Consider the following 13556-nt stretch of genomic DNA (forward strand, 5'->3'; position numbering starts at 1 on the left):
ATATGAAAATTGCAGTTGTAACCGCGTGCCCGAGTGGTATCGCAAACAGTATCATTGCTGCAGGCTTATTAGAAAAAGCCGTTGCAGAACTAAAGTGGACAGCAAGCATAGAATGCCAGTCAAGCGTCGTACCTGTAAAAGCGCTAACAGCTAATACGATTGATGAAGCGGAGTTGGTTGTTATTGCAGCGAGTACGCCAGTTGATACTAGCCGTTTTAAAGGGAAGAAAGTTTACCAGTCGTCAATTGATGCCTGCCTTGCTGATCCTAAAGCATTTCTTGAGCTAGCTGTTTCTCAAGCTAAAACGTTAACTGAAGTAACGACGGTTGCGATTGATCAGCAAGAATCTGCCGGTGTTAAGAAAATTGTTGCTATTACCGCTTGCCCAACCGGTGTCGCTCATACGTTCATGGCTGCAGAAGCTATTGAAGAGGAAGCGAAGCGTCAAGGTCTTCAAGCTAAAGTTGAAACACGTGGTTCTGTTGGCGCGAAGAACCAACTGACTGCAGAAGAAATAGCTGAAGCCGATTTAGTTATTATCGCTGCTGATATTGAAGTCGATCTTGCTCGCTTTGATGGTAAAAAGTTGTACAAAACCAGTACGGGACTGGCGCTAAAGAAAACCACAGAAGAATTTGAAAAAGCCTTTAATTCCGCAAGCGTTTATCAGCACCAAGCGGGCGGGGCATCACAAGGTGAGCAGAAACAAGAGAAAACAGGTGCCTATAAACACTTGATGACAGGTGTATCGCATATGCTGCCATTGGTGGTTGCGGGTGGTTTGTCGATAGCACTGTCGTTTGTCTTCGGTATCAAGGCGTTTGAGCAAGAAGGTACGTTAGCTGCTGCATTGATGACTATCGGTGGCGGTTCAGCGTTTGCGTTGATGGTACCAGTATTGGCTGGCTTCATTGCATTCTCGATTGCAGACCGTCCGGGTCTGGCCCCTGGTTTAATTGGTGGTATGCTAGCAAGCTCGACCGGGGCTGGTTTCCTTGGTGGTATCGTTGCCGGTTTCCTTGCAGGTTACAGTGCTAAATTGGTTGCTGAAAAAATTAGTCTGCCACAATCGATGGAAGCGCTGAAACCGATTTTGATCATTCCGTTGGTCTCTAGTTTGATCACCGGTCTAATCATGATTTATATCGTTGGTGGACCTGTGTCTGCGGCGATGACGGGCTTGACAGATTTCCTAAATAACATGGGTTCAGCCAATGCAGTACTACTGGGTGTTATTCTTGGTTGTATGATGTGCTTCGATTTAGGTGGTCCTGTAAATAAAGCCGCTTATACTTTCGGCGTTGGTTTACTTGCATCTCAAACTTATGCTCCTATGGCAGCTGTAATGGCGGCGGGTATGGTGCCAGCACTTGGTATGGGACTGGCTACTTTCTTAGCTAAACGTAAGTTTAACGCTAGCGAGACGGAAGCTGGTAAAGCATCATTTGTACTAGGGCTTTGCTTTATCTCTGAAGGTGCAATTCCATTTGCCGCTCGCGATCCAATGCGTGTTATTCCTGCGTGTATGGCAGGCGGTGCGTTAACAGGTGCATTGTCGATGCTATTTGGTGCAAAACTAATGGCACCGCACGGTGGTTTATTCGTACTGTTTATTCCAAATGCAATAACACCAGTACTAATGTACTTAGTTGCGATTGCTGCTGGTACGATTGTGACTGGTGTAACGTATGCATTCTTAAAAAAATCAGATGAAGAGCAATTAGTTACTGCGCAAGTTAAATAAAAAAGTATGATGTCTAATAATCGAGATAAATACGATTTTAGATAAAATAAAGCCCCGACATATAATGTCGGGGCTTTTGCCACCGCTGCCTACGATATGGTGTATTTATATGAAACCATAACTTATGGTTAGCCTTGAGTCGTTTCCCCCAAATTTGTACAAAGTACAAAACGCAAACTCTGGCTGATAAATACTATTATTAGTTGTAGGCATTCCCTGCGTTACAAGTTAAAGCACAATTATTATTGTTTTTTATTATCCCCAAGTGTTGCAATTTTATTTATAGTTATTGTTTTCTTTATAATAGTTATTATTTTTCCTCTTCTGCTAACAGAAGATCTTCCCCGTCACTAATTAAAAGATACGACTTCCCTTGATCTAAATTACAAATATCAACACTGTTTGCACCGAAGAATAGCTCACCGTTACAGTTATTCAGAGTCATATGTGCCGAAAAGTTACCTTTCTTTACTTCAACGGTTGATACTGCAGTTGAGATAACTTGAACTCTAGTATCTTGTTGAGAAAAAACACGAATTCTATATTTTCCTTCTATCGGTGAAGGTTCTTCAATAGTAGTTGAAAGCTGTAATTCATTGTCATCGGTATCAAGCCAAGCAATAGCCCAAAGCTTTTCACTATTATTTAAAACGACATCATCAACTTGGCTAAATTTTGTTTGTGTATTGGTATCTTTAACACCAAGATCAATTCTCATTGCTGAAGCAGATGTCCAACTAATGGCATGGTAGTTCGTATCATTATTTAGATTCGTCGCAACTTTATTACCATCATCAAATAGTGTATTACTGCTGCCATTTTCTTTAATAAAGAAGTCGACAGACTCATTTGCAACATTAACTAAATCAATTCCAATCTTTCGTACACCAATATCATCCATAGAATTAATAACTGGATCTGAACTGCTTGAATCGCCTCCACCACATGCAAAAAGCATTATAGAGGCCATTATTGTTAGCGCTGGCCTAATCATGTTAGGAACCTCGTTATAATATTTTCTGAAGCTCAAATAAAGCATATTGCAATAATTGATATTTTTTTGATGAATAATAGGGAGAAAAATAAGAAATTAATAAGTGACTGATATGGTAGAAATTTAATCCTCTTATATATGAGAATTTGTGGTGAGACGTTAGAAAGACTGACAATATTGTGATGCATTTTGCCATTTGGTGGAAATTATTCAGCCAGATTAAAGAGCTGGCTGAATTCATGCATTAATGGCTTAACACATTTTTCGCTTTAGGCCACTCATATCAAGCAAGCGGGTCGAAATCTCTTCGACAGACAGTGAGCTGGTATTGAGGTATGGGATCGCTTCACGTCGGAACATGGATTCAACTTTTTTTAGCTCATCAGTACATTGCTGTTCACTTGCATACTCACTATTCGCATATCGTTCGTGTCTAATGGCAACGAGCCTGTCGGTATCAATGGTTAAGCCATAGGTTTTATATCGGTATGGTTCAATATCTTTTGGCAGCTTTAAGTTTGCCATGTCTTCAGCAATGAAAGGGTAGTTAACGGCACGAATACCAAATTGCATCGCTAAATAGAGGCTGGTAGGGGTTTTTCCGCAGCGTGACACGCCAAGTAATATGACGTCAGCTTGCTCAAGATTGTTTAGTGAAATGCCATCATCATGCGCCAATGTGTATTCAATTGCAGCAATACGATCGTGATAACTGGCCGAATCTTTATTAATACTGTGAGAACGTTGCAATTGCGGTTTGGGTTCTAACTGTAAATCTTGCTTTAGCGGCTCTACAAGCGCTTTTAGGACGTCATAGAAATGTGCATTTGTCTGCTCGATGATAGCTTTGACTTCTGGAATGACAATCGAAAAAAAGACTAATGGCTTTTCGCCTGATTTTTCATAAGCAAGATCAATTTGATTTTTTACCATATTGGCACGTTCAATGCTTTCAACAAAAGGTAACGTTGTTTGACGTGTTTTGATGTCAAATTGACCAAGTACGGCATGGCCTAATGTCTCTGAAGTGATGGCTGTACCATCAGAAACGTAGAATACATCACGAAAATTGGATTTTTGTTGCATGGAAAGTTGAATCCTTAAAATTATTCTGTAACTTAGAGCGTATTAGTACTTATAACAATAACTACACAGGGTAGCTATACCTCATTCACAACTATTGTTGTTGTTTGATGTAGGCAGGGTTTTGTTTAGCAACAATGCGTTTTTTTGAACGCAAAAGCAAACGTTTCCCTTGTGCCCGTATATACAAACAGTTGAATCCAATCAAAGGAGAATCACCGTGCAACAGAATGTTGTTTGGTACGATGCTTTATCAATGAATGATGTTGATAAAGTGGGTGGAAAGAATGCATCACTGGGTGAAATGGTTGCAAACCTTTCTGGCGCTGGGGTTAAAGTGCCAAATGGTTACGCGACAACATCGGATGCGTTTAATCAGTTTCTTGAGGAAAGCTCACTAAACAAGCGTATCTATACATTGCTAGATGCACTAGATGTTGATGATGTGAATGCTTTACAGCAAGCAGGAAACACTATCCGAAATTGGATTCTTGAGGCTCCGTTGCCGCAAAGTCTGGAACATGATATTCGAGAGTGCTACCGCGAACTAGGGGAAGGCGACGACATGCTCTCGGTTGCCGTACGCTCGTCAGCGACCGCAGAAGATTTGCCTGATGCGTCTTTTGCGGGTCAGCAAGAGACGTTTTTGAATGTTCGTGGTATTGATGCCGTTATCGAAGCCGTGAAGCATGTATTTGCATCACTGTTTAATGACCGAGCTATTTCTTACCGTGTACACCAAGGCTTCGATCACGAAGGCGTTGCGCTGTCGGCGGGTATTCAGCGCATGGTTCGTTCTGATAAAGCTTCTTCTGGTGTGATGTTCACCCTTGATACCGAATCCGGCTTTGACCAAGTAGTTTTCATCACCTCATCGTGGGGTCTGGGCGAGATGGTTGTGCAGGGAGCGGTTAACCCTGATGAATTCTATGTTCATAAACCAATGCTTGAAGCAGGTAACCCTGCTGTTGTGCGCCGTACGATTGGCTCTAAGCTTATTAAAATGGTTTATGCTGATGGTAAAGAGCTGGGTACACAAGTTGAAGTGCTTGATACTTCAGAAGAAGAGCGTCAGCAATTTTCACTAACCAGCGATGAAATTGAAGCATTAGCTAAGCAAGCGTTGATCATCGAAAAGCACTACCAACGTCCAATGGATATCGAGTGGGCGAAAGATGGTATTACGGGCGAATTATTCATTGTTCAAGCACGCCCTGAAACCGTACGTTCACGTGATGATGCCAATGTGATGGAGCGTTTCCACCTCAATGATACTGGCCATGCATTGATTGAAGGTCGAGCTATCGGACAGCGCATTGGTTCTGGTGTTGTTCGTGTCGTATCAGACTTAAGCGAAATGGATCAAGTACAGGCTGGTGATGTATTAGTAGCTGATATGACAGACCCTGATTGGGAACCTGTGATGAAAAAAGCCGCTGCCATCGTCACTAACCGTGGTGGCCGTACATGTCACGCTGCCATCATCGCCCGTGAGTTAGGTATTCCCGCTGTTGTTGGGTGCGGTAACGCAACCGATTTATTGCAAACAGGTCAGCAGGTAACGGTATCCTGTGCACAAGGTGAAACAGGTTACATTTACGAAGGGCAGCTTGATTTTGAGGTTCGCCGTTCTGCGGTTGACGCATTACCAAGTTTACCGCTTAAAGTTATGATGAATGTCGGTAACCCAGATCGTGCTTTTGATTTTGCCTGCATCCCCAATGAGGGCGTCGGTCTTGCGCGTTTGGAATTCATCATCAATAAGATGATTGGTATTCACCCTAAAGCGTTACTTAACTATGCAGACCAGTCTGATGAGTTAAAAGCGGAAATCGACCAACGAATTATTGGTTATAGTGATCCGGTTGAGTTTTACATTGAGAAACTGACAGAAGGGATTTCAACGTTGGCGTCGGCGTTTTGGCCGAAGCGCGTTATTGTTCGCATGTCAGACTTTAAGTCGAATGAATATCGTAACTTGGTCGGTGGCGTTAACTTTGAGCCTACGGAAGAAAATCCGATGCTCGGGTTCCGCGGTGCATCGCGCTATATCTCACCTCAGTTCCAAGATTGTTTTGAACTTGAGTGTGAAGCGATTAAACGTGTCCGCGACCGTATGGGGTTGAAGAACGTTGAAATCATGATCCCGTTTGTTCGCACCGTTAGTGAAGCAGCTTCTGTTATTGATTTACTGGCTAAGTTCGATTTACGCCGTGGCGAAAAAGGACTGAAAGTAATCATGATGTGTGAGCTGCCATCGAATGCCATTCTTGCCGATGAGTTCCTTAAGTACTTTGATGGATTCTCTATTGGCTCGAACGACATGACCCAACTTACATTAGGGTTAGATCGAGACTCGGGCGATATTGCACACATGTTTGATGAGCGAAACGACGCAGTGAAAGCCATGTTATCTATGGCGATTAAAGCGGCGAATAAAGCGGGTAAATATGTGGGTATCTGTGGCCAAGGGCCATCAGATCATGATGACTTAGCTGACTGGCTAATGGAGCAGGGCATTGATTCTGTTTCACTTAATCCAGATACAGTGGTTGAAACGTGGCTTCATTTAGGTAATAAAGATAGCTAGCATATAGCTAATTTTATTATTAAAAAGCTCGTAACTTAGTTGCGAGCTTTTTTACAGAATTAATAAATTCCAATACCATCCTAATGGTCTTTACATGTGAATGATTGTGACAGTAATTGCATCATTTGATGGGATATTTTATCTAGAATGAATTCGAGCTTCTGCAATAATAACCATGCTTTTAATTAAGCGCTCAAAAACCAATGTAAACTTATCATTTTATGATTTTGCTTCTCTTGTGGATTGCTCAAGAGAAGCTTTTTTTCGTATTTACCAAATGATGATAATGAGCATTTATCCTTGTTTACGAGCCTGCCCCGGGCTGATACCTGTAATTTTTTTGAAAGCCTTGCCAAACGACGCCTCGGATTTATAGCCCACTTGCTCTGCAATACTAAGCATTGACTCGTTACTATCAGTAAGTAGTTCATAGGCAATGTGCATACGCCACTGGCTGAGGTAGGCCATTGGTGTCATACCAATAATGGATTGAAAGTGGTTACTGAAAGCGGTGCGTGACATCGACACTGTACTTCCTAGGTTTTCGACTGTCCAAGACTTCGCCGGTTGTTTGTGGATAAGGCTGAGTGCTCGGCTGAGGCGTGAATCGGCGAGCGCACGGAAGTAGCCGGGGGTATTGTTTTCCTGATTGTTCATATGCCAACGTAACAGTTGGATAACCAGTACTTCGGTAAGCCTGTCTACCATGACTTTACTGCCAGGCTGAAGAGTACGGGATTCATACGCTAAGATTTTGACCATGCTATTTAGCCAGTCGAGCTTAGGATCAATGCCCGATTTAACATGCAATATCGCAGGCATATCTCGTAGCAGTGGTAACCATGATCTCTTCTTATACTGGAAGTAACCACATAATAGGGTAACGACACTCTGTCCGGAATCAAATGGGTTTACGTTTCGCCGTATCATTTCTAACACATCAAGGCCAGGTAGCAAGCGGTTGTTAAGTTGTTCGCTGATTTGATGCGGAGTACCAGTAGGAAAAGCGACGATATCGCCTGCTGACAGAAAGATAGGGCTGTCCAAGTCTGGCATGGTAAGCCAAGCACTGCCACGAATTACAGCGTGGAAAGTACCGCATTCAGCTTGCGGCTCACTTATTCCCCAAGGAGAGGAAAAATCAACGCAGTAATAGCTGCTGGCGTAGAGCCGTATTGCCCGTAAAACATCGGATAAAACGTCTATACAAGGGCCATCTTCAGTACTGAGGCATTCTTCATTATTAGGGTTAGCAATACTCTTTGTCATTTTTCCTCCGCATCAATGAGCTATTCAGTGTGTACGATCTGACATGAAAGATGGCTCATTCATCATGGATCAAACAGAGAAATCCTTAATACTGTATTTTATACTATCTGCAAGGTTAGTAAGCTTGAGGTAACTTTATTAGCCAGTGGCCTTAAGGTTGTAACCGTTTGCCTTGAATCAATCATGAGGTTTATAACGTAATTTGCTTATCTTTTTATTCGTGAAAATTAAAACAAAAATCTTTGTTTTATAACAGAATGAGGAATGCAAAATGTCCATTTACATAAACAAATTCAAGATATTATCATTAACATCTGTTCTGGTTTTATTACTCGGTACTGTAGGCCACATTTTTTCTGCTCATGCCAGCCATCACTTTGAAACTGAACTTGCAAAAAAATATCCGCAATTTGACCTAACAGATATGTATGTTTTTGAATCTGAGCAAAGTGGCTATACGGCTTTTATGATGAATATCAACCCAACCACTGGTAAGGATGGCAAAACGGCTTTTGGTGAGAATGGGGTATATAGTTTCCATATTGCAAGTAGCAAAGCGTTAACTGGGGAAGGATTGACGATTACAGCCTATTTAGACGGCGATAAATTGGTTTTTGGCATTGCTGAAGGTGCGAATCAGGCGGTTGGGGCTAAAGGGCAAGAGATCGGTACAGCAGAGGTGGGAATAGAAGCAACATTTGATAACGGAATTCGAGTGTGGTCGGGTGCAGCGCGTGATACCTTCGTCGGTAATTCCGAAGGGATTATTGGATTCATGACTAAACTTCTTGGCGAGGGAAAGCTTGAACTTTCAGCCTTCGACAAAGGGGTAGACCTGTTTAAAGGCTTCCAAAGTAGCGTTATTGTTGTTGAAGTTCCAAACAAAATGCTACCTAAAGATATTTATGTTTACGCCAGCAGTGCCATGTACAACACCGATCAGTGGGTACAGGTTAATAGGCTAGCTAATCCGTTGATCACACATATGTTTATGGCTAATAACCTAATGGAAGTATCTGAGCATACCCAGCATCGTCCAGACTCTGATTTAACACGTTCTTATGCGATATCAGGCACTGTTTTACGTGCCGTTGTGCTCGATAATAATATTTCAGAACCAGTTGCATACGCAGATTCCGTTGCAGCGAAACTGTTGCCTGACATGATTCCATATACAGTAGGATCAGAAGCTGCGTATACGTTTAAGTCAATTAATGGCCGCAAGCCAAGCGATGATGCGATGGATGCCGCATTAAGCATATTTGTTGGCAGGGAAATTACCGATAATGCCAACAATTTCAATCGGCACCCAAATAAATTCCCTTATGTAGTTGGTGTAACGGAATGATTATGGTCAGTGTTAGTTGAAAAAGACACACTGTCAGCCAGTGTGTCTTTTTGGGGTTAAAGGGCTGACTTTACTCTAAATAAAACTGCGTAAAGAACAGGCACAACCCCTAAAGTAAGTACCGTGGCGCCAAGCAAGCCAAAGATAATTGCGATTGCCATTGGCTCCCACATTATTCCGCCACCGATCCATAACGGGATCATGCCGACGACTGTTGTGGCCGTGGTCAGTAGGATAGGGCGCATACGGCGTTTAGCCGCTTCAATAATCGCATGGTAGTGAGTGCGTCCATTTTGCTTTTCAAGCTCAATGCGGTCGATCAGTACAATTGCGTTATTTATAACAATACCCGCTAATGAAATAATACCGAGTAAGGTCATGAACCCAATGTATGACTGCGTTACAAGCAACCCAAAGGCAACGCCAATTAAGCCCAAAGGTATTGTCATCAATATGATGGCAGTCTTGCGAATACAGTTAAACTGAGCCATAAGCAGTACAAGGATAATAACGCCTGCAATAGGTAGCTTGGCAAAGATTGAAGCATTCGCATTACCGGATGATTCTGCGACACCACCTAGCTCCCATCGGTAACCATTAGGCCATTTTGTTTGCTGCTGTGTTAGCCAAGGGCGTAGCTCTTGATTGATCTTTGCAGCCGTTACATTTGGAGCCAGACTTGATGCAACCGTAATGGTTTTCATGCGATCACGACGCGGAATAAGTGCAGGCTGCCATTCAAGGTTTGCTTTGGCGAGTTGCCCAATTGGCACAGAATCTAAATCGTGGGTTAGTACATTTATGCTGGTTGGTAAATCGTTGTTGTTATAGCGCTGTGTATTCGCTTTGAGCATGATAGGGATAATATCTTCATTCTCGCGGTACTCAGAAATTTGCACACCTGTTGTACTTGCCTGAATGACTTGAGCGATATCTGTATTATTAATGCCTAGGCGCTGGGCTTGGGCTTCATCGATATTGACGAATAAATTTTTAGTTTTATTACCCCAATCATCGCTAATACCTCGTGTCCCATCCATTATAGCCAGCTTTTGTTTCACACTATCAGCAATATTGAACAGCTGGTCGGTATCGTTACCCATGATCCTCACTTCAATTGGGTTACTAATAGCAGCACCATTTTCAATCTTTCTAGTACTATGCACAACGTCAGGAAATTGATTGAAAATGTGTTGATCTATCTCTTCCATCATTCGATCAACAACAGCACCGCTGGTGGTATTGAGGATATAAAGCGCGTAGTTAGGGCTAGCAGGTTTAGTTGTATGCGATAGTACATACCTTGGGCCACCATTTCCGATAAAAGCTGCCCAGTTTGTTAACCCTTCTTTTTGGTCCCCTGTTGGTTTCAAGGTATTCAAAAACACATCTATTTCTTTGGTAATCGCAACGGTTTTGCTAATCGGAGTGCCAACAGGTAGTTCTATTTCTAGTTTGAATGTCGGGTCTTCTGATGGCGGGAAGAAAATCACGGGAATAAGCCGAAAGCTGTATATAGCGACGGTAAATACCATAAGTACAACGGCTAATGTGCTGTACCGACGGCGTAACAGTGTACTTAGCGCTTTACCATACAGACGTTCGGCTTTATTTGATTGCGGGTTGTCCTCAGAAGCTGTTGGCTTCGCTTGTGTAGAGGAAGGTGGTGATTGTTTAACCTTTAAAAACAGCGTACATAAAAGCGGGATCATGGTGAGAGAGAAGAACCATGATGCTAGTAACGTGATCGATACCACTTTAAACAGCGGCGCCGTATATTCACCAGTTGTTGATTCGGCAAGGAAAATAGGTAAAAAAGCCGCAGATGTCGTCAATGAGGATGTTAGCAGTGAAAGCTTTAATTCATTAGCAGCTTCGATGGCGGCATGTGTCGCTTTTTGTCCGCGCTGCATTCTTGTCATGATGCTTTCAGCAATGACAATGGAATTATCAACGAGCATACCCAGCGCGATCATTAACGCAGCTAGCGAAACCTGATCAAGTCCGATCCCTAGCCAATACATAATACCGATTGTGGCCGCAATGGTAACAGGGATTAAACTGGCCACAATCAAGCCCGTTCTTAGCCCTAAGGTAATAAGCATTACGCCAGAGACAACTGCAATCGCTTGGAGTAGATTATCAACGAAGCTGTTAACGGTGTTTTCAACCAGCTTTGGCTGATATGCAACGGTTTCGAAATCGACTCCCCACGGGTATGTTTGTTCTAGCTCGCCAAGTAAGGTCGAAACTTGATCGCCAAGCTTAACAATGTTGCCACCATCGATCATCGAAATCGCAAGCGTAAGGCTAGTATCACCGTTTGTCGTTACCATTGACTTCGGTGGACTTTCATAACCGCGATAAATATGTGCAATATTACCCAAAGGTAAGACATCGTTTGAATTTGGTAGAGGAACGAAAGTACGCTTTAGTGCTTCGACTGATTCCAGGTTACCACTTGGCTCAATGCTCATGACTTCATGCTGAGTCTGCCATTCGCCGCCCGTTAAAATTACGTTTTTATTGCTAAGAAATTGCGTAAGGTAATTGGGAGATAAGCCGAGCTCTTGAAGGTGACTGTTTTCATACTCGATATAAATACGCTCTTCTTGCGTACCATAAATATCGACTTTTCCAACAAGCGGCAGGCGGAGAAATTCATCTCTGACTTGATCGGCAATGGTTTTCAGTTCGCCATATTGATAATCGTTCGCCACTATTGAAATAACAATACCAAACACATCACCGTATTCGTCATTAACGCTTGAGCGGCCAGCTGAGGCTGGGAGTTCATTTTGAACGCCATCGACCTTTCGGCGTAGGCTATCCCAAATTGGCCTCAGATTTTTATGGCTATCTTGAATGTCGACGGTGATGATTGATACACCATATTTAGATATGCTCTTAACACTATCGAGTTCTGGCATTTCTTGAATGGCTTTTTCTAACTTATCGGTAACAAGCTCTTCGACATGCTCAGGGGATGCGCCAGGAAAAGGGGTTATTACCTGCGCGGTACGGATTGGAAAGCCTGGATCTTGAGCTTGTGGAATTGATAGAAAGGCGCTGATACCTAGTATTATCGCAGCCAGAACGATAAGGCTCATCAGTTGTTTTTTCTTTAAGGCTAATGATGTGATATCCATTAGTCATTTCCTTCATTCAGTGCTGTCACGCTAAGACCATCATAAATTTGGCTAAGTCCTGCGGTGATTATTTGTTGTCCTAACAGTAGCCCGTGAGTAATTTCAATGGATCCCGCAACAAATTTTCCGGTTTTAACAGGTTGTTTCTTTACGGTTCCGACGCCATTGTCTAGGGGGTGATAGATCATGACATAGTGTTGGCCGCCTTGTTCATTAACGGCATTCATCGGAATCCAAAGGCTGTTTTCTTCATATGAGGTATTTCTATTGACCAATAATTCTGCGGCCATACCAGGGCGAAGCGAATGAGTGTTAGATGCTAGCGTCGCAGTAATAAAGTAAGTACCACTGTTACTTGAATTTAAGCCAATCTCAGAAATAGTCGCTGGCATCGGCGAGTTGTTAATCGTATGGATGATAGCTGAAATATCTTGGCCAATTTTGAGGTTTGAAACGGTGGCTTCTGACACATTGGCTATGACTTCTATTTCATCACCACAGCTCATTGTTGCAATAGTTTGACCTGATGATACATTTTCATGTTCTGTCGCATGCGCTTCAGTTATCGAGCAGTGGCTGCCTTGCGCTCGTAATGTGGTGTAGTTAATTTGTTGTTTACTTAAATCAACAGCACGCTGTGCTTGATCGACTTTTGCAAGGTTGACCTGATATTCGGCTTTTGAAACGTCGTAGTCCATATCAGAGACTAAGTGTTTTTCGTGTAAATTTGCGATACGTTTATAGCGAGATGTACTCGCTTGAGCACTCATTAGTGCTTGCTCTAGTAAGGCTTTATTTTGTGCGAGTGCTAATTGCAGGTCATCATCATTTAGCGTGGCAATAACATTACCAGGCTTTAATAAGGTGCCAGCTTTTGCTGGGAATGATTCAATTGTACCTGCTACTTGAAAGCTTAGGTTAGTCGTTGATGATGAGGCTGTCGTGCCTGCCACTCGATTTTGAAAACTTTCTGGGTTCGTAGATACTTCGGCAATGCGTACTGGGCGTAGTATTTCTGTACTTTCAGGTTCAGTTTGTTTGTTGCAACCGGTTAAGGTCAAAAGACCTATAGAGAGAGATAAGACTAAGACAGAAGTTTGATTTTTCATATTAGGAGATTGACTCTTTGAGTATGGCAGTACTAGAAATAGTGAATAGTAGAATAACCATCAAACTGTTTTAGAGTGTTCTAATAATCATTCATGATTGGTGGAATATATGAGAGAGGAATTTTTATAACAACAAAAAAAACATTGATTGCTAGTTAGATCTAAAAATTAAAATTTGACAGAAAATTGATGATAAATTTAATTTTGTAGGAAAATAGAACGTTAATGTTGAGAGTGATAACTAAAGCTATCAAAGGACGATATTATGA

Annotated in this window: 8 protein-coding genes; 3 read left to right on the forward strand and 5 right to left on the reverse strand. The window is 42.3% G+C overall.

Annotated features, from left to right (window positions below; genetic code table 11):
* Positions 1–2 precede the first annotated feature (2 nt).
* The gene (gene fruA, locus L4D09_RS25010; protein ID WP_428460263.1) at positions 3–1745 is read left to right on the forward strand and encodes a PTS fructose transporter subunit IIBC; all 1743 of its coding nucleotides are present in this window, start codon (positions 3–5) and stop codon (positions 1743–1745) included.
* A gap of 310 nt (positions 1746–2055) precedes the next feature.
* On the opposite strand, the gene L4D09_RS25015 is transcribed toward fruA, so the two are convergent.
* A complete protein-coding gene (locus L4D09_RS25015; RefSeq protein ID WP_428460264.1) occupies positions 2056–2739 on the reverse strand; it encodes a hypothetical protein in 684 nt (227 codons plus the stop codon).
* Positions 2740–2991: 252 nt separating this feature from the next.
* On the reverse strand, positions 2992–3825 hold the full coding sequence (ppsR, locus tag L4D09_RS25020; protein WP_428460265.1) for a posphoenolpyruvate synthetase regulatory kinase/phosphorylase PpsR: 834 nt from the start codon (positions 3823–3825) through the stop codon (positions 2992–2994).
* A 217-nt stretch (positions 3826–4042) separates the two neighbouring features.
* Between ppsR and ppsA the strand changes: the two genes are divergently transcribed.
* A complete protein-coding gene (gene ppsA / locus L4D09_RS25025) occupies positions 4043–6412 on the forward strand; it encodes a phosphoenolpyruvate synthase (protein ID WP_428460266.1) in 2370 nt (789 codons plus the stop codon).
* A 294-nt stretch (positions 6413–6706) separates the two neighbouring features.
* Here the strand turns inward: ppsA and L4D09_RS25030 are convergent, their stop codons facing one another.
* Positions 6707–7681, reverse strand: a complete 975-nt coding sequence (locus L4D09_RS25030) for an AraC family transcriptional regulator (RefSeq protein ID WP_428460267.1) — start codon at positions 7679–7681, stop codon at positions 6707–6709.
* A 271-nt stretch (positions 7682–7952) separates the two neighbouring features.
* On the opposite strand from L4D09_RS25030, the gene L4D09_RS25035 reads away from it, so the two are divergent.
* Positions 7953–9029: a DUF4331 family protein gene (locus L4D09_RS25035; protein ID WP_428460268.1), complete on the forward strand. Its 1077-nt coding sequence runs from the start codon at positions 7953–7955 to the stop codon at positions 9027–9029.
* 56 nt (positions 9030–9085) lie between these two features.
* Here L4D09_RS25035 and L4D09_RS25040 read toward each other — a convergent pair whose 3' ends face one another.
* On the reverse strand, positions 9086–12178 hold the full coding sequence (locus L4D09_RS25040; protein WP_428460269.1) for an efflux RND transporter permease subunit: 3093 nt from the start codon (positions 12176–12178) through the stop codon (positions 9086–9088).
* A complete protein-coding gene (locus L4D09_RS25045; protein WP_428460270.1) occupies positions 12178–13287 on the reverse strand; it encodes an efflux RND transporter periplasmic adaptor subunit in 1110 nt (369 codons plus the stop codon). Before L4D09_RS25045 ends, L4D09_RS25040 begins: the two co-directional genes overlap by 1 nt.
* Between the last annotated feature and the right edge of the window lie 269 nt (positions 13288–13556).

It is taken from the genome of Photobacterium makurazakiensis (assembly GCF_050336715.1).
GTDB classification, from domain to species: domain Bacteria; phylum Pseudomonadota; class Gammaproteobacteria; order Enterobacterales; family Vibrionaceae; genus Photobacterium; species Photobacterium makurazakiensis.

Coding starts and splice junctions, on each gene's coding strand:
- fruA (WP_428460263.1), top strand. CDS start 3: ATGAAAATTGCAGTTGTAACCGCGTGCCCGAGTGGTATCGCAAACAGT.
- L4D09_RS25015 (WP_428460264.1), bottom strand. CDS start 2,739: ATGATTAGGCCAGCGCTAACAATAATGGCCTCTATAATGCTTTTTGCA.
- ppsR (WP_428460265.1), bottom strand. CDS start 3,825: ATGCAACAAAAATCCAATTTTCGTGATGTATTCTACGTTTCTGATGGT.
- L4D09_RS25030 (WP_428460267.1), bottom strand. CDS start 7,681: ATGACAAAGAGTATTGCTAACCCTAATAATGAAGAATGCCTCAGTACT.
- L4D09_RS25035 (WP_428460268.1), top strand. CDS start 7,953: ATGTCCATTTACATAAACAAATTCAAGATATTATCATTAACATCTGTT.
- L4D09_RS25040 (WP_428460269.1), bottom strand. CDS start 12,178: ATGGATATCACATCATTAGCCTTAAAGAAAAAACAACTGATGAGCCTT.
- L4D09_RS25045 (WP_428460270.1), bottom strand. CDS start 13,287: ATGAAAAATCAAACTTCTGTCTTAGTCTTATCTCTCTCTATAGGTCTT.